General features: G+C 58.8%; 24 protein-coding genes and 1 riboswitch. Of the genes, 11 read left to right on the top strand and 13 right to left on the bottom strand.

Going from position 1 to position 22,769, the window contains the following annotated elements; genetic code table 11:
• Positions 1-2 precede the first annotated feature (2 nt).
• From ACVWZU_RS02340 to trpC, 5 genes are all read right to left on the bottom strand, one after another.
• Positions 3-1,046, bottom strand: a complete 1,044-nt coding sequence (locus tag ACVWZU_RS02340) for a sirohydrochlorin chelatase (protein ID WP_457443129.1) — start codon at positions 1,044-1,046, stop codon at positions 3-5.
• Positions 1,047-1,076: 30 nt separating this feature from the next.
• A riboswitch (cobalamin riboswitch) is annotated at positions 1,077-1,212 on the bottom strand.
• Between the two features lie 127 nt (positions 1,213-1,339).
• Positions 1,340-3,655: a heavy metal translocating P-type ATPase gene (locus ACVWZU_RS02345; protein WP_457443131.1), complete on the bottom strand. Its 2,316-nt coding sequence runs from the start codon at positions 3,653-3,655 to the stop codon at positions 1,340-1,342.
• Positions 3,656-3,767: 112 nt separating this feature from the next.
• A complete protein-coding gene (locus ACVWZU_RS02350; RefSeq protein ID WP_457395644.1) occupies positions 3,768-3,962 on the bottom strand; it encodes a copper chaperone in 195 nt (64 codons plus the stop codon).
• A 59-nt stretch (positions 3,963-4,021) separates the two neighbouring features.
• Entirely contained in the window at positions 4,022-4,261 is a 240-nt protein-coding gene (locus ACVWZU_RS02355) for a DUF5340 domain-containing protein (RefSeq protein WP_457443134.1), read from the bottom strand.
• A gap of 65 nt (positions 4,262-4,326) precedes the next feature.
• A complete protein-coding gene (trpC, locus tag ACVWZU_RS02360) occupies positions 4,327-5,247 on the bottom strand; it encodes an indole-3-glycerol phosphate synthase TrpC (protein WP_457443136.1) in 921 nt (306 codons plus the stop codon).
• Between the two features lie 263 nt (positions 5,248-5,510).
• Between trpC and hmpF the strand changes: the two genes are divergently transcribed.
• From hmpF to fabD, 4 genes are all read left to right on the top strand, one after another.
• A complete protein-coding gene (hmpF, locus tag ACVWZU_RS02365) occupies positions 5,511-7,238 on the top strand; it encodes a pilus motility taxis protein HmpF (RefSeq protein ID WP_457443138.1) in 1,728 nt (575 codons plus the stop codon).
• Between the two features lie 208 nt (positions 7,239-7,446).
• On the top strand, positions 7,447-8,571 hold the full coding sequence (gene plsX / locus ACVWZU_RS02370; protein ID WP_457443140.1) for a phosphate acyltransferase PlsX: 1,125 nt from the start codon (positions 7,447-7,449) through the stop codon (positions 8,569-8,571).
• Entirely contained in the window at positions 8,558-9,559 is a 1,002-nt protein-coding gene (locus ACVWZU_RS02375; RefSeq protein WP_457443142.1) for a beta-ketoacyl-ACP synthase III, read from the top strand. Before plsX ends, ACVWZU_RS02375 begins: the two co-directional genes overlap by 14 nt.
• Before the next feature lie 4 nt (positions 9,560-9,563).
• Positions 9,564-10,430: an ACP S-malonyltransferase gene (gene fabD, locus ACVWZU_RS02380; protein ID WP_457443144.1), complete on the top strand. Its 867-nt coding sequence runs from the start codon at positions 9,564-9,566 to the stop codon at positions 10,428-10,430.
• A 35-nt stretch (positions 10,431-10,465) separates the two neighbouring features.
• Here fabD and ACVWZU_RS02385 read toward each other — a convergent pair whose 3' ends face one another.
• On the bottom strand, positions 10,466-12,004 hold the full coding sequence (locus ACVWZU_RS02385; RefSeq protein ID WP_457443146.1) for a glycoside hydrolase family 3 protein: 1,539 nt from the start codon (positions 12,002-12,004) through the stop codon (positions 10,466-10,468).
• 791 nt (positions 12,005-12,795) lie between these two features.
• Here ACVWZU_RS02385 and ACVWZU_RS02390 point away from each other — a divergent pair.
• Entirely contained in the window at positions 12,796-13,479 is a 684-nt protein-coding gene (locus ACVWZU_RS02390) for a hypothetical protein (protein WP_457443148.1), read from the top strand.
• A 35-nt stretch (positions 13,480-13,514) separates the two neighbouring features.
• Here ACVWZU_RS02390 and ACVWZU_RS02395 read toward each other — a convergent pair whose 3' ends face one another.
• The 6 genes from ACVWZU_RS02395 to ACVWZU_RS02420 form a co-directional block, all read right to left on the bottom strand.
• Entirely contained in the window at positions 13,515-14,774 is a 1,260-nt protein-coding gene (locus ACVWZU_RS02395) for a class I SAM-dependent methyltransferase (RefSeq protein WP_457443150.1), read from the bottom strand.
• Position 14,775: 1 nt separating this feature from the next.
• On the bottom strand, positions 14,776-14,949 hold the full coding sequence (locus tag ACVWZU_RS02400) for a hypothetical protein (protein ID WP_414344869.1): 174 nt from the start codon (positions 14,947-14,949) through the stop codon (positions 14,776-14,778).
• A gap of 47 nt (positions 14,950-14,996) precedes the next feature.
• Positions 14,997-15,548, bottom strand: a complete 552-nt coding sequence (locus ACVWZU_RS02405; protein WP_414407512.1) for an NAD(P)H-quinone oxidoreductase subunit J — start codon at positions 15,546-15,548, stop codon at positions 14,997-14,999.
• Position 15,549: 1 nt separating this feature from the next.
• A complete protein-coding gene (locus tag ACVWZU_RS02410) occupies positions 15,550-16,284 on the bottom strand; it encodes an NADH dehydrogenase subunit K (protein WP_457384275.1) in 735 nt (244 codons plus the stop codon).
• A complete protein-coding gene (gene ndhC / locus ACVWZU_RS02415) occupies positions 16,281-16,643 on the bottom strand; it encodes a photosynthetic/respiratory NAD(P)H-quinone oxidoreductase subunit C (protein ID WP_011433900.1) in 363 nt (120 codons plus the stop codon). Before ndhC ends, ACVWZU_RS02410 begins: the two co-directional genes overlap by 4 nt.
• 100 nt (positions 16,644-16,743) lie before the next feature.
• Complete coding sequence (locus tag ACVWZU_RS02420) at positions 16,744-16,992, bottom strand: hypothetical protein (protein ID WP_011433899.1); 249 nt, start codon at positions 16,990-16,992, stop codon at positions 16,744-16,746.
• Positions 16,993-17,634: 642 nt separating this feature from the next.
• On the opposite strand from ACVWZU_RS02420, the gene ACVWZU_RS02425 reads away from it, so the two are divergent.
• From ACVWZU_RS02425 to ACVWZU_RS02435, 3 genes are all read left to right on the top strand, one after another.
• Positions 17,635-18,294 carry an XRE family transcriptional regulator gene (locus ACVWZU_RS02425; protein ID WP_457443153.1) on the top strand — a complete coding sequence of 220 codons (660 nt, stop codon included), beginning with the start codon at positions 17,635-17,637 and terminating at the stop codon, positions 18,292-18,294.
• A 430-nt stretch (positions 18,295-18,724) separates the two neighbouring features.
• On the top strand, positions 18,725-19,564 hold the full coding sequence (locus ACVWZU_RS02430; RefSeq protein ID WP_457443155.1) for an OmpA family protein: 840 nt from the start codon (positions 18,725-18,727) through the stop codon (positions 19,562-19,564).
• Between the two features lie 118 nt (positions 19,565-19,682).
• Positions 19,683-20,195 carry an ATP-binding protein gene (locus tag ACVWZU_RS02435; RefSeq protein WP_414421911.1) on the top strand — a complete coding sequence of 171 codons (513 nt, stop codon included), beginning with the start codon at positions 19,683-19,685 and terminating at the stop codon, positions 20,193-20,195.
• On the opposite strand, the gene ACVWZU_RS02440 is transcribed toward ACVWZU_RS02435, so the two are convergent.
• Positions 20,172-21,302: a geranylgeranyl reductase family protein gene (locus ACVWZU_RS02440; protein ID WP_457443157.1), complete on the bottom strand. Its 1,131-nt coding sequence runs from the start codon at positions 21,300-21,302 to the stop codon at positions 20,172-20,174. The two genes, ACVWZU_RS02435 and ACVWZU_RS02440, sit on opposite strands and share 24 nt — an antisense overlap.
• Positions 21,303-21,412: 110 nt before the next feature.
• Here ACVWZU_RS02440 and ACVWZU_RS02445 point away from each other — a divergent pair, with 110 nt between their 5' ends.
• The 3 genes from ACVWZU_RS02445 (at position 21,413) to ACVWZU_RS02455 (ending at position 22,626) form a co-directional block, all read left to right on the top strand.
• Entirely contained in the window at positions 21,413-21,733 is a 321-nt protein-coding gene (locus tag ACVWZU_RS02445) for a hypothetical protein (protein ID WP_457443159.1), read from the top strand.
• A 111-nt stretch (positions 21,734-21,844) separates the two neighbouring features.
• Positions 21,845-22,132 (top strand): hypothetical protein, encoded by a 288-nt coding sequence (locus ACVWZU_RS02450; protein ID WP_011433893.1) that lies wholly within the window; start codon positions 21,845-21,847, stop codon positions 22,130-22,132.
• A gap of 182 nt (positions 22,133-22,314) precedes the next feature.
• Positions 22,315-22,626, top strand: a complete 312-nt coding sequence (locus tag ACVWZU_RS02455; protein WP_414331199.1) for a hypothetical protein — start codon at positions 22,315-22,317, stop codon at positions 22,624-22,626.
• Positions 22,627-22,769: the final 143 nt, after the last annotated feature.

Here is a 22,769-nt window from a genome sequence, read left to right on the forward strand (position 1 = left end):
TCTTAGGGCACCTGCCATGCCCGTTGGTGGTAGCCCTCTAATTGGGCCCAGGGATCCCCAGCCGCTGCGTGGGTATGGCCGTGGTCGTGGTGAGGGTGGGAATGAGGATGGTGATGGGATCCGTGCCCGTGATGGTGGTGATGATGCTCGTGAGGGTGGTGATGGGTATGCCCAGCTCTGACCTCTGCGCTCACGGCCAGGCGAAACTTGCACAGGTGGCAGTTCATTTGGGTTTGGCCCTGTAGGGCTTCCTGCTCCAGTTGCTGCAGGCTGTGCAGCACCGTATCCACAAGGCCCAATTCCGGCAGCATCAGCCAGTCGATTTCCGACTGTCGTTGTCGTTGTTGTTCCACTGCCGCCTCAATTTTTTTCACCAGCACTCCGGTAAACAGGAAGTAGGGCAGCACGATCACCCGGCGCGGATGCCAGGACAAGGCCCGCTCCAATCCCACGGGCAGGCGGGGATGGGTAATGCCGATAAAGCAAGTTTCCACAGCGGCAAACCCAGATCCTTCCCAAAGCAACCGGGCCAGTTTACAGGCTTCGGCATTGGCCTCGGGATCGCTGGAGCCGCGACCCACAAATAGGAGCACGGTTTCTGCCTCTGGGATCCGCTGCGGTTGGGCGGCCATCAAAGCAGCCAATCGGTCTCGCAGCAGTTGCAGGATCTCGATGCGGATCCCCAGCGGCCCACCGTAACGAATGCGCAACTGGGGATAGAGGGCCTGCAGGCGATCCAGTTCCATCGTCACATCGAACTTGTTGTGGCGGGCCCCAAACAACAGCAGCGGCAGGACCACAATCTCTTGCCACCCTTGGGCAATACACTGCTGGATCCCTTGGGCGATACTCGGCTCCGTCAGCTCCAGAAAACAAGGGATCACCGGTCGATGGGGAGTGAGGGATTGGTAGACTTGGGCCAACTCCAGAAAGGCTTGCCGCCCTTCAGGGTCGCGGGATCCGTGGCCGATGAGCAACAGGGGCAGGGGGACAACAGGAGACTGCCCAACCGCAAGCGGAGGGGAAACACTGAGGGTATTCAACACAAAAAACTCCGTTCCTTGTGAATCGCAAGGGGTACAGGACAACGGCAGGTGGGTGTTCTGGCTGAGGGAGGGATCCCATCACAGTTGCGTCACAGTGGCGGATTTGCACCGCGCTTTCCCCAATCTGCCTGAGCTTTTTAGGTTAGCTTGCCGCTTGCCATTCACCAAGCTCCCGGGGGGGATGTTCTTGTCTGCCAGAAGATAGCCCTGAGGCATGAGCGGTACGGCAGACTCATGCTCAAAGGGCAGCAAAACTGTTGCCGCGCTAATCCCCCTTGCCCCTGGGAGAGGGCCTAACGCCGGCCCGCTGGTCTGGGGGGCTGAAAGTGTCGCAGGCGCAGGGCATTGGCGACCACCGAAATGGAACTCAGGGCCATGGCTGCCCCCGCCAGCATGGGGTTGAGCAACCAGCCTGTAAAGGGATAGAGCGCCCCAGCGGCAATCGGGATCCCCAGCGTATTGTAGATAAAGGCGAAGAAGAGGTTCTGGCGGATGTTGTTGAGGGTGGCCCGGCTGAGTTGAATGGCTGTGGCGACTCCCCGCAGATCCCCCGACATGAGGGTTATATCGCTGGCGGCCATCGCCACATCCGTACCCGTACCGATGGCGATCCCCACATCGGCTTCTGCCAGAGCCGGAGCATCGTTAATGCCATCTCCCACCATGGCCACCCGCCGTCGCGGTTGTCTTAGGCTGCGTATGTAAGCTGCCTTCTGATCCGGACGGACTTGGGCAATTACCCGCTGAATGCCTGCTTGCCGAGCAACCGCTTGGGCCGTGGTGGGGTTATCCCCGGTTAGCAGGATCACCTCTAGACCCATCTGTTGCAGCTGTTGCACTGCCTCAGGAGAGGTGGGTTTGAGCGGATCGGCAATGGCCAACAGCCCCACCAGGCTCTGGGATTGGGCTACGCCGATCACCGTTTTGCCCTGGCTTTCCCAATTCTGAACCCGCTCTGACCAAGAGGGATCCCAAGGGATCCCCATCTCCTGTAGCCAGCTCAGCCGACCGATGCGGATCCACTGGTCTTCCACCCAGGCTTCTGCCCCACTGCCTATCCTTGCCTGAAAATGCTGGGCAAGAGGGATGGCAATTTTTTCCGCTTCGGCTTTCTGCACCACCGCCTGGGCCAAAGGGTGTTCCGAGTGCCGCTCCACTGCCGCTGCCAGGCGCAACACCGTCAGGGGAGAGGAGCCATTAGCCCAAATATCGGTGACGGTAGGGCGACCTTCGGTCAGGGTGCCGGTTTTGTCCAAGACCACCGTGCGCAAGTGGTGGGCCAATTCCAGGCTGTCGGCACTTTTCACCAGGATCCCCAATTCTGCCCCTCGTCCCGTGGCCACCAGGATCGAGGTGGGGGTCGCCAACCCCAGCGCGCAAGGGCAGGCGATGATCAGCACCCCAATCGTGTTCACCAAGGCCAGCGTCAGGTTGTCCGCCAACACCCACCAGAGCACGAAAGTTAGAACTGCCACCCCGATCACTGCCGGCACAAACCAGGCAGTCACCCGATCCGCCACCTGTTGAATCGGAGCTTTGGATCCCTGAGCTTCCTGCACCAAGCGCACGATCTGGGCCAGAACTGTGTCTTTGCCCACCCGCCGCGCCTCCATCACAAAGCTGCCCGTCCGATTCAGCGTTGCCCCAATCACCTCATCCCCCGCCGACTTGAGTACAGGCAGGCTCTCGCCGGTCACCATGGACTCGTCGAGGCTGGAGGATCCCTCTAGAATGACCCCATCCACCGGCACCTTCTCTCCGGGGCGCACCCGGATCCGATCCCCCACCTGCACTTCCCGAATCGGAATATCCTGCTCCACCCCATGGCGAATTACCCTTGCCGTTTTCGGTTGCAGCCCGATCAGCTTGCGAATGGCTTCGGAGGTTTGCCCCTTAGCCCGTTGCTCCATCCACTTGCCCACCAGAATCAGGGTGGTGACCACCGCCGACACTTCGTAATACACATCGGGATGCAGTCCCTGCCGATGGAAAGAGTCGGGGAAAACCGTTGGGAAAACAGAATAGAAAAAAGCCGCGCTCGTCCCCAAGGCCACCAGCGTGTTCATATCCGCCGAGCGCCGTTGCCAAGCGGCCCAAGCGCCTCGATAAAAATGCTTGCCCACCCAAAACTGCACCGGAGCCGTCAGCAGCAACTGCAACCCAGGATTGTGCAGCCACATGGGAAAGCCCGGGATGTCCATCCCCAGCATCATCGGCAGGGATCCGATCACCAGCACCGTGCTGATGCCCACCCCTATCGCCACCTTGAGCTTCAGTTCCCGTTCTGCGGCCCGTTGGGCGATCCGCTCTGGGTCTGTCGGATCGTCCAGTTGCCAATCCTCTTGGATGAGGCGCGCCCGATACCCCGCCCGCTCCACCGCCCGAATCAGCGCCTGCGGATCCACCAGCCTGGGATCCCCTTTGACGGTGGCCTGCTCGCTGGCAAAATTCACGGATCCGGAGGATACTCCCTGCACCTGAGTGAGGGCCTGTTCGATGCTGCGGGCGCAGGAGGCACAGCTCATCCCTTGCAGGGCCAACTGCCAAGTGCCCTCAGGAGAAGGCGCAGAGGCCGATAGTGCACCCGATGACCCTTTATGGGCAGACATGGCAACACCTTGTTGATGAAACGACAGCTACTCTCCACCCTGGGCAGGGCGAAGGCAGCCATCTGTACAGAAATTCAAAACAGACGCCCGACCGTTCCCGGCCCAAAATTGACTAGGCCGGGGGATATCCCACCTGGGTGAGGGCCTGCCGCAAATCGCCCACAGACCGCCCAGAAGTAATCCGCACCTGTTTGGTTTTGGGATCCCCTTCCACCTGCGCCTGGGGATCCAGTTGCCGCACCGCTTGCGCAATGGTGTCTATACAGGCCCCACAGGCCAGCTTGGGCACTGTCAAAACAACCTGCATCTTGGGAAACCCCCCCAATGCCACTGAAAGGATGCTAAACCTTACAGTGGGCTGGAAGGTCAAGAGGAAGGCTGAGGCTCGTCCATATTCCAGCGGTAGTCCACCTGATAGCCCCGCTGTCGCCACTCTTCCTCCAGTTGCACCTGTTGGGTGAGGGCTTTGCGCAGGGAGTTGATCAGCTCTTGCGTGCGGCCTCGGTTGCCAAAATCCTGTTCCTCTACTGCCGGAAAGGTTTGCCGCTCCAACACCCGCAGCAGAAATTCGTAGTGGATGTGAGCCGGCACAGGAATACGTTTCATCGGTCTGAGCAATCCTTAGAGATCCATTGTTCTTAACAGAGATCCATATGATGGAGGGTTCTCATTCACTGAGATGACAACAGGTGGCGCACAGCTTGGCCGGGATCCGGCTGGGTCACCAGCGCTTCCCCCACCAGCACAGAGCGCACCCCCCAGGCCCGCAACTGCTGCAGATCGGCGGGGGTATGGATGCCGGACTCGCTGACCACAGGCAGATCGCCAAGGAGCTCCGAGTGGGCGGCCAACAGGTTGCGCGTTGTGTTTAAGTCCACCGCAAAGGTTCTCAGATCGCGATTGTTGATGCCAATGAGCACCTGCCCCCTGGAGTCTTGCAGTTGGGGCAAACGCAACACCCGCTGCAACTCTTGGGAAGTGTGCACCTCCAGCAGAGCTGCCATGCCCAATTGCCGAACCAGCTTGAGAAAATAGCCCAAGTCCGCATCCGAGAGAATGGCGGCAATCAGCAGCACCGCATCTGCCCCCAGGCTGCGGGCCCAGAGGATTTGGTAGGGGTAGAGGATGAACTCCTTGCAGAGGATGGGGATCCCTACTGCCTGACGGATCCGGCGCAGATACTCGCCGCTGCCCTGAAAGAACCGCTCATCTGTGAGCACCGAGAGGCAACTGGCCCCACCGGCTTCATAGCTCTGGGCAATGGCTACTGGGTCAAAGGGATCCCGCAGAACGCCGCGGCTGGGAGAGGCTTTTTTGACCTCGGCAATCACAGAGATAGGGTGAGGCGACTGGGTAAGAGCCGCCACAAAATCCCGCACCGGCGGAGCCTGATCCAGTTGCCGTTGCAATTGCTTCAGGGGGAGCTGCTCCCGTTGGCGCTCCACCTCCTGTTCTTTGTGCCAGACGATCTCTTCCAAAATGTGGCGCGGCTTGGCTTCCGGCGCTGTTGTCTGGTACACCTGAGAGGCTACGACCACCGGCGGGGCAGGAGAACGCCGACGAATAGAAAGCGGCTCACCTTGCAGCTCCATACAACCCCCGAACACAACTCTACACCACACCCTAGACTACTTTAGTGCTCCGCCACCGGTTTGAATAGCTACCCCAGGCATCCCCAAAACTCATCTGGCGAAGGCGTTTTTTTTACCCTATGGTTGAGTCTAGAAAGGTGGTGTAGTCTTTATGCGCCTCGGCGAGCCATGTTCTGGCGGCCGTCCATTTTTCCCCGGCCAGGGGCAGTGGCTCGGTGGGGTCAGGGCTGGTGCTGTCCATGCTGTTTTAGAGGAGTTCAGGCGTGCTGTACCTAGCAGAGCTATCCAAGCCGATTGGATTTGCCAAGTCGTCTCTGCAATTGCTGGCCAAGCAGCAGCAGGACAATACCTGGGTGGCCGTGAACGAAGAATCCATTACCTTGGAAGGCCGCATCGCCCAGGAGGCTGGGCGCTTCAAGGATGGGTCATTGGTGCTGGCGGAAATCTCCGGCGGCCGTCAGGTCGCCCGCATCAGCGAAGCCGCTCGCCAACTGGTGACCTATCTGCAAAACTTCAGCCAACTTCAGCTCAGAGCCCGCAGCCAGGAAGAGGAGATCGAGGTTTGGAAACAGTCCCTCACCTTTCAGGCGCATGAGCTTACCCGCCGCGAGATGGAGCTAGCAGCCCAGGAAGAAGAGGTGCAGCGGCTGTATGAGCAATACAAGAGTGTGGAGGAAGATCGCAAACTTCTGGACAGCCTCAAAGAGGAACTGGCAGCCCAGCAGGCTTACTTGGCTGAACAACAGCGCCTGATCGGAGAGCAGCGGGAAGCTCTGAATCGGCAGCGGCAAGAGTTGGAAGCCCAGTTGCAAGAAGCTCGCTCCAGCCGCTTGGGGGAGGCAGAAGCAGCGCAGCTACAGGCTTTGGTGCAGCAGCTCCAGGAGACTCTACATCCGGCTGGGGATCCCTTGGCGCTTCTGCAAAGCTTGAAAAGCCACATTCAGCAGCAGCAGGAGCACTTGAATCAACAGATTGCCCAACTGGAAGCAGAACGTCAGCAGGCCCAGGCCCGGCAAGACGAGCTGGATCGAGACTACCGCGCTTGGCAAGAACGCCACACCGCTTGGTGGGGATCCCGACAATCCCTGGAGCAAAGCCAAGCAGAGTGGCAAACTCGGCAGGGATCCCTGCGAGCCCATCAAGAGCACCTGCAGAGGATTCTCCAGCAGCTGCAATCTCAAGAGAGCCTATACCAGAAAGCCTCTCGTCTGGTGCAGGAGTACGACTTTATCGTCGATGGCAGCAGCAACGGCAGGGCTGGGGAGCCGGCGATCTCGGTCGAGGAGCTGGCGGCTTTGGTCAGCCAACTGCGCCGAGATTACGAGCAGCGGGCGGCCCAGGTCAGCCAGCAGCGGGCCGAACTGGAGCAAAACCGGCAAACCCTGCGGGAGCTGCAAGAGCGGCTGGCCAGCGCCTCTCCAGAGGAGCGGTTTGACATCGAGATGGATATCGACTATGCCCAGTCTGCCTGCAGTGCTTTGGAAGAAGCCCTGCTGCCTCAGGAAAAAAACCTGCAGCGAGAGTATGAAGAGTTGACCCGCCAGGAAGCCCGCCTTAGACAGCTGCAAAATCAAGCTGCTGCCCCGGTTCAGGTCGATATTGGGCCGCTCCTGGAACAGATCGGCAGCCAGAAGCAGGATCTTCTCCAAGAAAAAGGTCGTCTGCAAACCCTCATTCAACAACTGGAATCGTCCTTGCCTTCTCAGCAGGAGCAGCTCGCCCGCCAACGGCAGAAATTGGAGCAGCAGTGGCAACACCTGGAGCAAGAGGAGGGATCCCTGCGGGCGCGCGCCCAGGCCATGGCAGAAACCTGGGGTCGCCTCAATCACTTGCAGGCCACCCTCTACCCAGAGCGGGATCGGTGGGCAGCGTTGGCAGGAGAATTGGCGCAGTTGGAGACGGAGCTGAGCCAACACCAAGCCAGAAACTCCACCGCACGCGACCACGTCCAACAGGTACACTCTCTCTTGGCTACCCTCGCGCAGGCGTGAGGGAGTTCACGTTTCCTGTGGGGGGTGGGGAGAACCGGCGCAAGGGGAACTACGGCCTTAATTGAGGAAAACAAATCTGGTAAAATTCGCTAGCACCCTGCAGCCACTGGGGCTCCCAATTCTCGGGCGAGGGGACTGCAGAGGTTAGTGCGTTTTGCCCCGCTTCTTGCTTGCAGTTGCCAAGGATATTCCAGTGTGAGGTCAGCTTGTGCGAATTGCGGTCGATGCGATGGGGGGTGACTACGCTCCCGAAGAGATCATCAAGGGCGCCCTGCTGGCCCATCGGCAGCTCCGGGTCGGGATTGCACTAGTCGGTCGTCCAGATTCCCTCAAGCCCTTTCTGCCCCAACCCTTGCCTGCTGGGATCACCATTGTGCCTGCCGAAGAGGATGTGGGCATGGCGGAAGAGCCGCTGATGGTGCGCAAAAAGCCCAAAGCCTCCATCAACATCTCGATGCAACAGGTGCGCTCCAACCAAGCGGATGCCGTGGTGGCCGCCGGGAATACCGGAGCAGCGATGGCTGCGGCCTACCTGAATTTGGGCCGGCTGGCAGGGATCGATCGCCCGGCCATTGGTGCTCTTCTGCCCACTTTAAGAGGCAAGCCGGTGTTGCTTTTGGATGTGGGAGCCAATGTAGATTGCCGGCCCCGCTTTTTGGAGCAGTTTGCCCGTATGGGATCCCTCTACTGCCAGTGTGTACTGGGGGTCGAGCGTCCGCGGGTGGGCCTGCTCAACATCGGCGAGGAGCCCAACAAGGGAAACGATTTGGCTCTGGCCACCCACCAGCGCCTGGCCCAATTGCCAGGGATCCATTTCGCCGGCAATGCCGAGGGGCGGGATGTGCTGACCGGGGAGTTTGATGTGGTGGTGTGCGACGGCTTTGTGGGCAATGCCCTCCTCAAGTTTGCCGAAAGTGTTGGCCAGGTGATCACCCAGGTGCTGCGGGAGGAGCTGCCCCGCGGCTGGCGCGGCAAGTTGGGCTGCTGGCTGCTCCGGCCCAACCTCAAGCAGGTAAAGCGGCGCATGGACTACGTGGAGTATGGCGGTGCTTTGCTGCTCGGCGTCAACGGCATCTGCGTGATTACCCACGGCAGCTCCAAGGCGCCGATGGTCTACCACGCCATTCGCCTGGCCAAAGAGGCGGCAGAACAGAAAATCCTACAGCGGCTGCAGGCGGAAATGGTTGACCCTAGCGAACCTGAATCCAACCCCAGGCGGCGCACCCGGCCCCTTCAGGTCTACTCTGGCTCTGGCCCGGAAGTGTTGCCGTTGGGATCCCTGGAAAGGACTTCCTCCCGCTGTCCCGAACCCGTGGAAGATGCCCAGCCATAGCCTCCCGACCGTGCGGCTGGTGGGGGCAGGGGCTGCCCTGCCGGATCCCTGCCTGAGCAACGACGATCTCGGCCAGATCGTCGAAACTTCCGACGAATGGATCTGGCCCCGCACCGGCATTCGTCAGCGGCGCATTCTGCCCCCTGAGCTGAGCTTGGTGGATTTGGCGGTCCAGGCAGCCAAGGCCGCTTTGGCTCAGGCCGGGATCCCGCCACAAGATCTGGATTTGATCCTGCTGGCCACTTCCACCGGTGTCGATCGGTTTGGCTCGGCCCCTCAGGTGCAGGCAGCTCTGGGAGCAACGCGGGCGGTGGCTTTTGATCTGACGGCAGCCTGCACGGGCTTTGTCTTTGCAGTGGCCACGGCAGCGCAGTTTTTGCAAACCGGGCTGTACCGGCGGGCCTTGGTGGTGGCGGCGGATGTGCTCTCCCGTACGGTGGACTGGGCAGATCGCACCACCTGTGTCTTGTTTGGAGATGGGGCCGGGGCGGTGGTTCTGGAGGCGGGGGAAACCGGCGGGATCCTCAGCATTGAGCTGCGCAGCGATGGCAGTGGCAGCCAGCTACTCAGCTTGTCCATGGCTACAGAGGCCAAGCCCCTGGTGGGATCCCTGCAGGTGGGGCAGTATCGCTGCTGCCCCATCACCATGAATGGCCGCGAGGTGTACAAGTTTGCCGTCCAGGCGGTGCCGGAGATCATCGAGAAGGCTCTCTTTCGGGCTGGGATCCCGGCGGAAGCAGTACAGGGATATTTTATTCATCAGGCCAACCAGCGCATTCTCGATGCGGTAGCCAAGCGTTTGCAACTGGATCCGCAGCGGGTGGCCAGCGTCTTAGAGCATTACGGCAACACCTCGGGCGCTTCGGTGCCGATTGCCTTGGCCACTTGGATCGAGCAAGGACGCTTTGGCGCCGGCGATCTGGGGGTGATGGCGGGCTTTGGCGCCGGCCTTACCTGGGGGGCGATTGTGTTTCGTTGGGGGAAATGAATTGATGACCGTTGCCTGGATCTATCCCGGCCAGGGATCCCAAGCGGTGGGCATGGGAAGGGACTTGCGGAACTGGCAGGGAGCAGCCCAGAAGTTGGCTTTGGCCCGCCAGATGCTGGGATGGGATCCCTTAGCTCTGTCGGAAGACCAGATCCACCAGACCGGCTACACACAACCGGCTTTGTTCACCGTATCGGCCCTGTTGACGGACTATCTCTACGCCCAGGGACAGGCTCCTGCCTGCACTGCTGGCCACAGTCTGGGCGAATACAGCGCCCTCTACGCTGCCGGCGTGTTTGATTTCGAAACCGGCCTGCGGCTGGTGGCGCTGCGGGGCCAACTGATGGAAGCCGCAGGGGATCCCCCGGGCAGCATGGCGGCAGTGATGGGGTTTGACCGCGACAAGCTGGAGCACCTGTGCCAGATGATCCCCGATGTCACCCTTGCCAACGACAACAGCCCGGATCAGGTGGTGATCAGCGGCTCAGTGGAGGGGGTGCAAGCCGTCTGTGAGCAGTTGCAGGCCAAGCGCACCGTTCCCCTCAAGGTAAGTGGCGCCTTTCACTCGCCCTTTATGCAGGCTGCTGCCGAGGAGTTTGCCCACACCTTGCGCGCTGTTGACTTTCAGCCGCCGCGAGTGCCCGTCTACAGCAACTGCACTGCCACCGCCAGCCGGGATCCGCAAGCCCTTAAGCAGGCGCTGCTGGCCCAGATGACTGCCCCTGTCCGCTGGCGAGAAACCGTGTTGCAGATGGCCGCCGACGGCATCCAAGAGGTGTGGGAAATCGGCCCCGGCAGCGTGCTGACGGGCTTGGTGAGGCGAACGGTGCCGGCCCTGGCGCGGCGCACTGTCAGCAGCCTCAGCAGTTAGTGGATCTGTTTTTAACGGGAAAGAGCTCTGTCCCGCTAACGCGACCAGGATCCCTCCAAGTGGGATCCAACCGGCAAGCGACCCTGGGCCGGGATCTGTCCCAACAACACCTGCAGCAACGCCTGTAGAGAGACGGGGGTAGTGCCGTAGCAGGCCAAATAGACCGGGATCTGGGGCAGGGCAAAGGCGTCGTAGGGGGATCCCAAGGCCAACCCAATCACCTTTTCCGGCGGAAGGGATCCCAGTAAGTCCGCCAGCAACTCCTTCTGAAGCGGGTAACGAAACAGATCAAGGGATCCCACCAGCACTTGGTCAGCTCTTGACGCCCCTTGCAGGGTTGTTTGCAAATCCTCAGGGGTGGGCTCTGGGCTGATCTTGAGAACCTGAGCACCGGGCCAGACATTTTGGAAAAGATCCCCCAGAAGAGGCACAGGGGTAATGAGCAGCGGGTCAGGGGCCAAGGGAGGCAGGGATCCCCGTACTAGGGTGATGCTGTCTTGGGCGATTTGGCGGGCCAGTGCCCGGTGGTTTTCCAAGCCGGCAGGGGGGAAAGGGGGGCAGGGGGATCCCAATCCGTAGCGCCGCTTCAAGGTCAAAATTCGCTCCACTGACCGATCCAACTGCTCAACCGACAAACGACCGGCACGGAACTCCCGCAGCAGATGGGCATAGGCTTCTTTTTGGATGGCCGGGCTAAAGCCGGGATCTGCCCCAAACACCAGCACATCGGCTCCTGCCCTAAAGGCCAGTTCTGCCGCTTCGGGAATGCCGTAGGTGCGGGCAATGGCCCCCATGGTCAGGGAATCCGTCAGGACAAGACCCTGGAAACCCAGCCTCTGCCGCAGCCAGCCGGACACCACCTCAGGGGCCAGCGTTGCCGGTTGCAAGGACTTCGTCCCGCTGTCGCCGACGGATCCCAGAGCCGGCATCACCACATGCGCCGTCATCATCGCCTCTGCCCCTGCCCGGATCAAAGCCTGAAACGGGCGCAATTCCGTGGTCTGTAGCGCCTCCAGAGGGCGATCCACCCGCGGCAACCCCAGGTGGGAATCCATATCGGTGTCCCCATGGCCGGGAAAATGTTTGGGCGTACAGAGGATCCCGGCTTGCCGATAGCCGCGCCACAGGGCGAGGCCGTAATCTGTCACCTGTTTCGGGTCTGACCCAAAGGCTCGGATGCCGATGATGGGGTTGTGGGGGTTGCTGTTCACGTCCACAACAGGGGCGAAGTTGAGGTTAAACCCCAAACTTTTCAGCTCCGTTCCCACCGCACGGGCCATAGCTTCCGCCTTTGCCAGGGATCCCGCTGCTGCCACTGCCATGGCGCTGGGGAACACCGTCACCCCCTCGGTAAGGCGCACCACCGGCCCCCCCTCTTGATCAATGGCTATCCACAGGGGGACAAGGGCTTGTGCCTGAGCCGCGGCAATAAGCTGGGCCACCTGAGGCAACGTTTGAATGTTGCCGGCAATCGAATAGAAGATCAGCCCGCCCACGTGGTAGTCCCGGATCATCTCCTCGAGAGCGGAGGAAAACTCAGCTCCCTCAAAATAAACCAGAAACAGTTGCCCCACTTTCTCCTCAAGGCTCCAAGCCCTGGGATCCACTGCGGCAGCGGGACGGGGTCCTTTCGCGTCAGCGGGACGGAGTCCTATTGAGCATGTCAAAGCAGATGTCCTTGGGCGTCGCTGCCAAGAAAGCCGGTCAGGATGAGCGTAAACTACCCGACATCAACCGCTAGGCGGTACGGAGCGGGCTTTTAGTAGCCCTGCAGTTAGCAAGCCAACCACGAGCCTCTGGGGTGGTTTACAGCACCCCCAATCGACCGTTACCAGTGCCTTAAACAACCGTTTCTGGTGTCCGCAGTATTGTTATAGCATTCCTCCCGACACCGACCCTACGGGTACAGTGCGGGGCTCCTGCAATTTCTAGCTGAAGTGGCTCTTGCAGGTTTAGAGTGGCGATTGACTTGTAGTTGTGGCCATACTGGAGGGATGGCGTAAAGAACTGTAACCTCAGCAGTACACCAGAGTCATCTTGAAGTGCAGTGATGAAGTGCAGTGAAATAGTGCAGTAAAATTGTCTCTAAGGCGTTCTTTGTTCTTTGTGTTGGTTCTAGCTCCCCTTTCTCCTTAAAAAAAGAGGAGTTGTGAGTGAGAGAAAACCTACCCAAACATTACCTATGGTCAAAACAATCTTCAAGACAATCTCCTCTTCCACCCTGGGGTCGATGATGTTGCCTTTCTCCTGCCGCCAGCTTTGGATAACTGCCTTTCCCGCGTTGGCCGGAGTTACGGTGGCTATTGGCGGCCTTGGGGCGGGAGGATCCCTGTGGCAGGCAGGAGCAGCAGGTTTGGCCACGGGGATGACAGGCTATGTGGCTTCTGCTCTATCTGGAAGCGAGGCCAAAGCCAAAATCCAGCTTCTGCAGCACCTCGAAAATCGACAGAAGCAAAACGAAATCACTCCTTCAGACCTACAGCAATTGCAAAACGAGTTGGCCAGTCTGCGTGCTGCCCTTGAAGATTGGGCAAAAGTCCAGCAGAAGGGGGTGGCTGCTGCCCAACCTTATGATGAGGCTCGTTCGCAAGCTCAAACTCCTCAGCTTCATTTTGAAACAGAGATCCAGATCCAATCTCAAGAAGAACGACTTCCTCAGTTACGCGCAGAAGAGCAAAGCCTGAAAGCCTCGATTGGAGATTTACAAGCCAAGAAAAAAAGGCTCATTCAGTCCCTCAAAGAGGGCATAGCCAAGGTGGAACAACTCCAATCAAAACAGAATCTCCTGAAGCAGGATATTGCCCGCCTAACCCAGGCTGATCCCTCAACAGCTGCTGGCAACTTCGCGGAACGGCCATCCGTTCCCAAAAAAGGATCTTCAGACGTATCTCTTGGCTCGGCCCGCATGACCAAAACTGCCGCCGGCGTCGCATGGGCCGACAAATATAACGAAGTCTTTGCAACCCTCGAGGAGCGAATCGACAACCTGGAAGATAGCGCCAGAGCAATGGCAGAACTGGCATCGATGGAAGGCAACGGTAGCCGGTAGGGGCAGACATCCCATCCCAATAGCACCGAAACGGTTCACAGCTCTGGCTCGCCAAAGCCCCGCAGAGGATGAGCATATTCTGAGGGGGTCAGGCCCTTAGCCTGCACCAATACTCCAAAGCCCCCCAACCCCATGGGATCCAGCAGCGCATGAAGAGCGGATCGCCGCCGCAAAACTTGGCCCACATCCGCAGCTTCGCCGCCAACCGAGCTCCCCATTTGGCTGAGGGCAGCCAGCCGCTCGGTCAATCCCAGGTTCACCAAAAAGTTGCTCTGCCGGGTGAACCCCAGGCATCTTAGCCCCAGAGATTCTCCCACTTGCTCTAGGGTCGTAAAGTCCACATGAGCGGTGAGATCCTGGGATCCCACCCGAACATAGGGGTCCGTATAGCTGCCGTGCTGTCGGTAGGCCAAGAGCGTACCTTGGGCGCGGTGGGGGCTGTAGTAGCTCTGGGCGGTGTGGCCGTAATCGATGGTGAGCACGTAGCCTCGCCGCAGCTTACGGGCCAGCAGCTGCAGCCACTCCAAGGCTTTTAGGTTCACCTCGGTTTGGTAACCGGACGGATAAGTTTCTACAGGGATCCCCAAGCGGGCAAAATACTCCCTCAGCTCAGGAGTGGACAGATCCCCCAGCACTTCCCGGAAGTTGGCTTCTGCAGCCTCGCCGCAATCGACATAGATTTCTCGCAAAGCCCCATCCTGCACCTGCACCCGATGCACCGGAAAAGCATCCACCAGCTCATTGGAGAAGAAACAGCCTGTGACCGACTCATCCGGGATCCCGTCCCAATCCAACCAGCGCACCTTCTCCCCAAAAGGAGCCAATCGCTCCTGTTGGAGCCGCCGCAGGTGGGCAGAACGCTCCAGGATCCCATATTCCAGTGCCTGCCAAAAAGGGGGGTTAGCGGAGCGCACGTAGGTCAGCCAATCCTGGGCCAAGCGACCGCTGCCCGCCCCCATCTCGATGACCGTGAAGGCAGAGGGGGATCCCAAAATGTGCCAGAACTGAAGGATCTGCTCCGCCAACAGTTGGGCAAAGTCCGCCGCCAGGTGGGGAGAGGTGAGGTAGTCGGGGCCAATCGGGGATCCCTGCTCGTAATAGCCCAACCCTGGCTCGTAGAGAGCCCACTCCATAAACTGGGCAAAGGTCACCGGTCCCTGAGCGCGAATGCGGCTGAAAATCAACTCCCGCAACTTCTGCGTGGCCTGAGGTGTCGATAGAGAAAGACTCGGGTCGCGTAGGTGTTGCTCAGGAGCGATCACAGGTGAGGATTCCAGGGATCCAGACTCACTCAACTTACTTGTTCAGGGGACGACGCCAATTTTGGCGAAACTGACGGTTCGAGACCAACAACACAGGCCAGAGGGCCGATACCACCCACTTCCCAGATCCCGAATAGATGCGATCCGCCTTGCGGGCCGAGTACCAAACTCCACCTGCATAGATTGCCAAGAGCAAAAAAGGCCACATCTCAACCCATCCTGTTCAACGCTGCTCACCAGGTCAGGGATCCCCAATCAGTAGGCATCCTGCAGCTCATAAAAATCAGGCGTGATGTAGTCCTTGCGCAGGGGCCACCCTATCCAGTCTTCCGGCATTAGAATCCGTTTCAGGTTCGGGTGTCCCTCGAAAACAATGCCGTACATGTCGTAGGTTTCCCGTTCCTGCCAATCCGCCGACTTCCAAATCCAGTATACGGAAGGTAGGCGTGGATCGTGGCGAGGCAACTTTACCTGGAGCCGCACCTCCTGAGGGCGATCCGCCCCGTCTGACAGCTTGATCAGGTGGTAAAGGCTGACCAGTGGCTGCCCTGCCCCCAGGTCATACCCGCACTGGCACTCCAGGTAGTTAAAGCCGTAGGCATAGAGGGCGGTACACAAGGGTAGGAGAAAGTCCCGCTCCACCTCCAACAGCTCTACCCCCGCTGCGTCTCTCCCCAAATACTGGTGCTCGAAGCCGTTGTCGGCCAGAAACTGGGAAACCGGGCCCCGCTCCAACGTCACCAAGGGTTCCGACTGCTCGCCTGCGGATGGCGGCGCTTGTTTTTCCTGGGCATTCTCCTCTGCCATCTCACACTCCTCCCTGCAAGGCTTTGAGCTGCTGTTCCGCCCGCTTAAAGTCGGCGGTTTGCAAGGCCGGGGGCACTGGCAAGCCAATGGCCGCAGCCAGCTCTGGCGGGGGAGCTTGGCGGGTCTCGCTCTCCAGATACTTGCCGGTGATGATCTCCGGCACAGGCTTGAGGTTGTGCTTAACCGTGTAGTAGCGGTGGGTTTGCTGCAGACGGCCTCGTTCCCGCATGTCCTCGGCGGCGATCTTCTTGCGCAGCTTGACAATGGCATCCATGATCGCTTCTGGACGAGGAGGGCAGCCGGGAATGTACACATCCACCGGGATCAGCTTGTCCACCCCCCGCACTGCCGTGTAGGAATCGGAGCTGAACATGCCACCGCTGATGGTGCAAGCCCCCATGGCGATCACGTACTTCGGCTCAGCCATTTGCTGGTAGAGCTTGACCAACGCCGGAGCCATCTTCATGGTGACCGTACCTGCCGTGATGATCAAATCAGCCGTGCGCGGCGAAGAACGAGGCAGCAGGCCAAAGCGGTCGAAGTCGAAGCGGGATCCCAGCATGGCGGCAAACTCGATGAAGCAGCAGGCGGTGCCGTAGAGCAGCGGCCAGAGGCTGGACATCTTAGCCCAGTTGTACAGGTCGTTCACCGTCGTCAGAACGACGTTGTTGGAGAGGTCGGTAGTCACCTGGGGGGCAGCCCCCGGAAACAAGACTTGCGATTTCTCAGACGTCATGACCATTCCAATGCTCCTTTTCTCCAGGCGTACACAAGACCCACCACAAGGATGGCGATGAAAATCAGGGCCTCCACAAAGGCCAACAGCCCCAAGCGGTGAAACGCCACTGCCCAGGGATAGAGGAACACAGTCTCTACATCGAAAATGACGAAGACCAGTGCGAACATGTAGTAGCGAATGTTGAACTGGATCCAGGCTTGCCCAAACGGCTCCATGCCCGACTCGTAAGTGCTGCGCCGCAGGGATCCCCGCCGCTTTGGCGCCAAGAGTGCGGAAGCCCCCAGAGCCAAAATCGGCAGCAGAGAGCAGACGATTAGAAAAACCAGCAAATACTCGTAGCCGGACAGAACAAACACGACGCCAGACTGCCTCAGGTGCTCAACATTTAGATACGTTTCCAGTATAGAGCCAGTCTGGGGCTCCCCTGCGCCACGGGATCTTCAGTTCTATTGATGATCATGATTGTTGGGAGCGGCGTTTTTCCAGCCAGCCCCACACTCCGCTCACCACCGCCCCGGCCATCAGGATCCCCAAAGCCGGCTGAAACAAAGGCAGCCAGAGCCGCATCCAAAGTTTGTAGCCCAGTGGGATCCCAAGAAAAGCCCCGGTTACGGAAAAGACAAACCAGACAAACCCGGCGAACACCAGAAAGACAACGGCAATCAGGAAGTTATCCAGCCAGCGCTTGAGGTCAGAGGAAACCATAGGGATTGAGGCAGAACAGCTTGAAGTAGACCTAGAGGCAATCTGGGAACCGAACCTTTTGGGCCGCTAATGCCGATATCTCAGCTAGAAATCGCAGGAGCCCCGCACTGTACTCATAAAGTCAGTGTTGGGAGGAATGCGTGACTTTATTTGTTTTATGTTATAATAATAATGCGGACACCAGAAACGGCTTTTTAGGGCACTGGTAACGGTCGATTGGGGTTGTCGTAAACCAGCCCAGAGGTCCGTGGTTAGTTTACTAACTGCAGGGCTACTAAAAGCCCGCTCCGTATTGCTTTAGCGGTCTGAGTCGGGTAGTTTACCATCTTTCACCCAGACAGACTGCCGGAATAAGTTCAACAGACAGGGTAGCTTACCCCAGCACTTGGTGAAGATCCCACGTGCACCTTTTTGGGTAGAGTAAGCTGTGCCGGCCCGCTGCTGACCCGCTGTGAACACAACCCAAAACCACGGTAGCGCCAGTAGGATTCCCCAGCCAGCCTGCTAACAATAAGTGAGATTTCCCTTCTGCCGCTTGGTCAGCTCAGGTTGAAGATTGTCCCCAAATGGCTGCACCGGTTGTTGACTTGTCAAGATATAGTGGTAAAAATCTGCTTATACACAATATGTAGCGTTAAGCCGATGTCCATCTCCTCTGGCTCTTCTTTTGCAGACCGCTTGCGATGGGTGATTGGCGATGAAGCCGTCTATGCGTTTGGGCGACGGGCCGGAATTAGCGATACGGCCTTGCGCAGCTACCTGAAGGGATCCGTGCCCAGCATTGACAAGGCCGTGAAAATTGCCCAAGTGGGCCAGGTCAACCTCAATTGGCTGATTACAGGGGAGGGATCCCCGCAGTTGCATCCCGACGCGAAAGCAGAGTATGTGTATGTGCCTTTTGTCGATGTAGCCGCCTCTGCCGGAGCGGGGGTGTTGGTGCGCGAAGAATCGATCGAATCGGTGGTTGCTTTTGAGCGAAACTGGCTGCGGACGCACTTGAAGGGAAACCCTGCCGATCTAAGTCTGATTCGGGTGCAGGGGGATAGCATGTCTCCCACCTTGGAGGATGGCGACTGGATCTTTGTGGAGCGGCAAGAGGGTGGAGACCTGGGCTGTGAAGGCATTTACGTCTTTCAGATGGATGGAGATCTGTTGGTCAAACGGCTGCAGCGCCTGCCTGGGTCCCAGGTGAAGGTGATCAGCGACAACCCCCGCTTTCCCCCTTTTGTGGCGGATTTGGCGGATCCCATCAACGGCTTAACCCTTATAGGACGTTATCGAGGTCGCATCAGTTTTGATTAGCCTCCCACAGCAGATGGCGGAAAGTGGCAGCTTGACCGACCGAGAATCCCCTTGGCGAGATCGGGTCGCCGGTTAGGATAGGTCTTGAGGGTTGAGTTGAGAGGAGTTCCTGCTCCTTGCCTGCGCCCATCCAGCCGGAGCATGACTCTAGTCAATAATAAGCTCAACTATACTGAAAATAATGTATAATATGTTCAGTACGGATTACTACCAGTTGATCTTTCTGTTTACTTTCGAGTCTGCCAACATGGTAGCCAAAGCAAAGCAGAAAATTGGTAGTAAGACGACACGGAAACTGCGCTTTGGGTATTCTACTCAAAGCTTTGCGGGATACCGCCATTCTGTTTGGAAACAAACAGAATGCTATCGCTGCATAGTTGAACAGTGATGTTCAGCAGTGTTCAGCGTAAATGTATCAGGTTTGCCTGCAATGGCTCGTTCGTCCCAGCTCCTAACAGTCGCTCTCCATTCCCTAAGCGGGATCCTCTTGGTCAGCAGCGGGATCTGGGTTGGGATGGTGCTTCCCCAGCAGGCTCAGCCTCAGCCCCAGCCGGAGACCAACATCTCTCCCACTCAACCCGCTTCTCCCACACCACCGATCCTGCCCACCTTGGCCCCGCCCCAGGCCAATCCTCCGGTGGCCAGCCCAACAGCCAATGCAGATCCAAATGCAGATCCAGAGGAAAATCATGAGAGCCCCACGGATCTGGAAGGGGAGATCCGGGAGATCCGCCAGCAGGTGATCCAGCTCTTGATCAGAATTGAGGAATTGGAGTCGCGGCTGCAACGGCTGCGTTCTCAAACAGCCCCTGAGCCTGTCAGGGAATCTTCCACTGCTGCCGAGATCGCTCCAGGAGCAGAAAGCGCCTCTGCGCCCACCCCGGCTCCGACCACAACGCCAACCTCCTTTCAGGTGGGAACCCAAACCATCAGCCTGCCGGGCGATTTGCTGTTCGATTTTGACAAAGCCGAGATTCGACCTGAAGCAGCGGCGCTGTTGGCCCAGGTGGCAAAATCCTTGGAGGCCATGCCCGGCGCCCGCGTTCAAGTGAATGGCCACACCGATAACATCGGGCCCTTAAACTACAACTTGGCCCTTTCCCTGCGCCGCGCCAATGCGGTTAAGGACTATTTGACGAAGCTGCTGCCGGAAGGCCATCCCATCAGTTGGACAACCTCTGGCTTTGGTCCCACCTTGCCGGTGGCCGATAACGACACAGAAGCCGGACGGCAGCGGAACCGCCGCGTGGATTTGGTCATCGCTCCCTAGCTACCCCCCCAAAGTGGGGGATGACACGTTCTAGCAGGGCTCTGGTCTAGAATCTGGTAGGGTCAATCCGGCCAGGATTGATGGGCTTGAGTTCAATCCTCATCGTTGGGGTTCGGTTTTGAACGCGGCAGGGATCCCTCTGGACAAGAGGCAAACGTTTGCGCTGAGGGTTGACACAACCCTGGACGCGCTTGACCAGGTTTTGACCTGGTTTGAGTCTTTCCGAAATGCGGGCATCCCGGATCCCATTTGGGCGGAATGTCAGTTGGCTTTGGTAGAGGGGTTTACCAACGCCGTTCGCCACGCCCACCGCGCTCTGCCGGAAAGTACGCCCATCGACATTGAGCTGCTGCTGATGCCGCAAGGGCTGGAGTTGCGCATCTGGGATCAGGGGCAGGAGTTTGATCTGGAGGGATTTGCTCGGAACTTGTCGGATCCCACATCGCCCAACGCCAATCTTGAGTCCGAGGGGGGACGGGGTATTTTGCTGATGAAAGCTCTCTCTACTCACCTCAGCTACAGCCGCCAAGCGGATGGCCGCAACTGCCTGGTGATCGGCAAGCGCTTCGACGATCCTGGATCTCGCCCGCGTCTGTCGGTGCCGGGCTTAGGCGAGCAGACCACCGCTTAACTTGCGAATAGCTGAGCTGGCCACATCGCTGTAGCGCAGTTCACCGGCCAAGATCTGGCCCATGCGCCGAGTGGCTCCCGGTCGTTTGACGCCCACCCTGTAGCCCACGCCCGGAAAGCGATAGAACAACGCCGCAATCCGCTTAGCCCAGCGCATTTCTGAGCCCCATTCCTGCTGCACGCGGGCAGAGTAGTTCGCCAGAGCTTCTGTATCCCCGCCTAGAGCTTGATCGATGGCCTGGGCCGCCAACATGCCGGTGAGAAGGGAAGGGCGGATCCCTTCGGCGGTAAACGGATCGATAACGCAGGCGGCATCTCCCACCAAGAGGGCATTTTGGGTGTGAAGCGGTTGATCTTCGTCCCAGAGGCAGATGGGATGGCCAAATGGCTTGACTGACTTCAAGTCTACGCCAAAGCTTTGGGCATATTGGGCGGCAATTTCCCGCAGGTTTTGTTTTTCTCCACCCCGAAAGGTGCCCGCTCCAATTGAGTAGCCATCGGCCTTGGGGAAGTTCCAAATGTAGCCATTGCTGACGGCGCCGAAGTCAAAATGGGCGGCTGCAGTTTGCGGCTGCAGGAGAGGCACTTCTGCTTCCAAGGCGGCAGCCAAGCGACGGCGGCGTTCCTGAAAGCCCAGCCACTTGGCCATTGAGCCTTTTGCCCCATCGGCCCCGATCACGTACCGACCCCAGACTGGGCCGGCGGTTGTCATCACCTGCCAGTGGTCACTTTGCCACTCAAGGCCGGAGACGGGGCATTCTGCCTGGAGCGCAGCCCCTTGCTTTTGCGCCTGCTGAATCAAGTAGTGGTCGAAAATATCCCGCCGCACCATCCAAACGGGCTCTTTCAAATCCAAATCGACCACCACCGGATCGCCGCCGCGCCAGGTGTAGCGGATTTGCCGGATCTTGAGGGAAATGGCGGGGCCAAAGTCGAAGTCAAACCAAGCCGCCACCATAGGAGAAACTCCCCCCCCACAGGGTTTGTAGCGGGGCAAGGGATCCTTTTCCAGAACCAGCACCGAGCGTCCCCGCTTGGCCAGATGGTAGGCAGCAGATCCGCCGGCGGGGCCAGCCCCGACGATGACACAGTCGTAGAGTTGCGGCATGGTTTTCGATACTCCAGGCCCCCCCATCCTGGGTTCTGCTCACCAGCTTCTAGCCTATTATGGCTACAGCGAATTGCCTGCACGTTGCTTGCCTTTTTGTCGGGAAGACCATGCGAATTCGCTGGCAGCGCCTTGCCAGCCAGCCCTCAACTTGCTACTGTGCCGCCTGCGGAAAGCGTTTTGCGGGCGGGAAGCGAGTTCGTCACCTATTCAACGATAAGGGGTTGGATCTCGGCCCCCTTTGCCCAGCGTGCTTTGCCCTTCCCCCAGAGCAGTTGCGAGAACAAATCCGCCGCTACGCCTATTTGATTCGCCTAAATCGTCTGCGGGATCCCGGCATCCAAGACCACGCCCATCATCTGGAGCAAGCGGCCCAGGAGCGCTCCATTCGGTATCCGGGCCTGTGGGGCTGGCTGCGGCAGTGGTGGTAGCGTTAGCAGGAGCATTGGGCATTCTGGAAAAGATGCAGGAAAATCAGGAGAGGTTGCCTTCGGGATCCCAGACCCGTTGGCTTGTTTGCTCTCGTTGGTTGAGGAGCCCCCATGCACGACCTGGACAGTTTGCCAGAACCAGTAGCCGATGCTCTGATCAAAAGCCTGCTTACGGACGTGGAGCGGCTGATCAACCAGCACGGACTGTCAGAGGTTCTGGTGGGGTTGGCCATGTATTGCAACGTGCAGTTCAAGGCCAAGTTCAATAAGCCCAACCGCACGGAGAAGGATGAGGAGTTGGGGTTTTATTTCCGCGACGCCGCCAAAGCTCTAGAGGTGGCTGCCAGCCTCACCTATCGCACCATCGACCGCTCTCAATCTGCCCGGCCCAGCACCTAGCCACTGGGATCCCTTTTTGGCCTCCACCCCCAAGCCCCTCTCCCAGGGGGAGAGGGGGGCAGGCATTTAACCAGCAAACCGTTTCACCGCAATGGGAAGGGAAGGAACGCGGCATCTTGGGGTGGCAAGGGATCCCCCTGGGTTTTTATGCTGGTGGGCAACAAGTTGCATTGAGGCTGAGCGTGAGAATCGTCTGGGAACGCAGCATTTACGGGGGCAATGGCCGAGTGCCCTGCATTATCTGTGGGGGATGGGCCAACCCCATCCAGAAAAAAGGGCACCAAGTGTTGCTGGCGGTGGTCTATAACGACCGCGGGCAAATCTACGGGGAAGTCTGCCGCAGTTGTCTCAGTTTGGGGGCCAAAGGCATCAAAGAGTGCCTGCAAGAGCGGATTGCCCGCCTGCGCAAACAACTGGAAGATTTGGAAGAGCTGGAGCAGGGAGAGGTGCAACTGCCTACATTGGAGCAGGAGTTGAGCGCCTATTTGGATTGAGGACTACACCCCTCTGAAAAACTTACGAAACCCCAATAGGAGGTGACGTCTGATACATTTACGCTGAACACTGCTGAACATCACTGTTCAACTATGCAGCGATAGCATTCTGTTTGTTTCCAAACAGAATGGCGGTATCCCGC

It is taken from the genome of Thermostichus sp. MS-CIW-26 (genome assembly GCF_054059115.1).

Excerpts from the sequence above, each read along its gene's own strand:
- ACVWZU_RS02410 (WP_457384275.1), bottom strand. The coding sequence starts at position 16,284 with ATGACGTCTGAGAAATCGCAAGTCTTGTTTCCGGGGGCTGCCCCCCAG.
- ACVWZU_RS02430 (WP_457443155.1), top strand. The coding sequence starts at position 18,725 with ATGGCTCGTTCGTCCCAGCTCCTAACAGTCGCTCTCCATTCCCTAAGC.
- ACVWZU_RS02375 (WP_457443142.1), top strand. The coding sequence starts at position 8,558 with ATGCCCAGCCATAGCCTCCCGACCGTGCGGCTGGTGGGGGCAGGGGCT.
- fabD (WP_457443144.1), top strand. The coding sequence starts at position 9,564 with ATGACCGTTGCCTGGATCTATCCCGGCCAGGGATCCCAAGCGGTGGGC.
- ACVWZU_RS02400 (WP_414344869.1), bottom strand. The coding sequence starts at position 14,949 with ATGTGGCCTTTTTTGCTCTTGGCAATCTATGCAGGTGGAGTTTGGTAC.
- ACVWZU_RS02350 (WP_457395644.1), bottom strand. The coding sequence starts at position 3,962 with ATGCAGGTTGTTTTGACAGTGCCCAAGCTGGCCTGTGGGGCCTGTATA.
- ACVWZU_RS02405 (WP_414407512.1), bottom strand. The coding sequence starts at position 15,548 with ATGGCAGAGGAGAATGCCCAGGAAAAACAAGCGCCGCCATCCGCAGGC.
- ACVWZU_RS02390 (WP_457443148.1), top strand. The coding sequence starts at position 12,796 with ATGACAGGCTATGTGGCTTCTGCTCTATCTGGAAGCGAGGCCAAAGCC.
- trpC (WP_457443136.1), bottom strand. The coding sequence starts at position 5,247 with ATGGAGCTGCAAGGTGAGCCGCTTTCTATTCGTCGGCGTTCTCCTGCC.
- ACVWZU_RS02445 (WP_457443159.1), top strand. The coding sequence starts at position 21,413 with ATGCGAATTCGCTGGCAGCGCCTTGCCAGCCAGCCCTCAACTTGCTAC.
- ACVWZU_RS02440 (WP_457443157.1), bottom strand. The coding sequence starts at position 21,302 with ATGCCGCAACTCTACGACTGTGTCATCGTCGGGGCTGGCCCCGCCGGC.
- ACVWZU_RS02425 (WP_457443153.1), top strand. The coding sequence starts at position 17,635 with ATGTCCATCTCCTCTGGCTCTTCTTTTGCAGACCGCTTGCGATGGGTG.
- ACVWZU_RS02420 (WP_011433899.1), bottom strand. The coding sequence starts at position 16,992 with ATGGTTTCCTCTGACCTCAAGCGCTGGCTGGATAACTTCCTGATTGCC.
- ACVWZU_RS02345 (WP_457443131.1), bottom strand. The coding sequence starts at position 3,655 with ATGTCTGCCCATAAAGGGTCATCGGGTGCACTATCGGCCTCTGCGCCT.
- ACVWZU_RS02450 (WP_011433893.1), top strand. The coding sequence starts at position 21,845 with ATGCACGACCTGGACAGTTTGCCAGAACCAGTAGCCGATGCTCTGATC.
- ACVWZU_RS02355 (WP_457443134.1), bottom strand. The coding sequence starts at position 4,261 with ATGAAACGTATTCCTGTGCCGGCTCACATCCACTACGAATTTCTGCTG.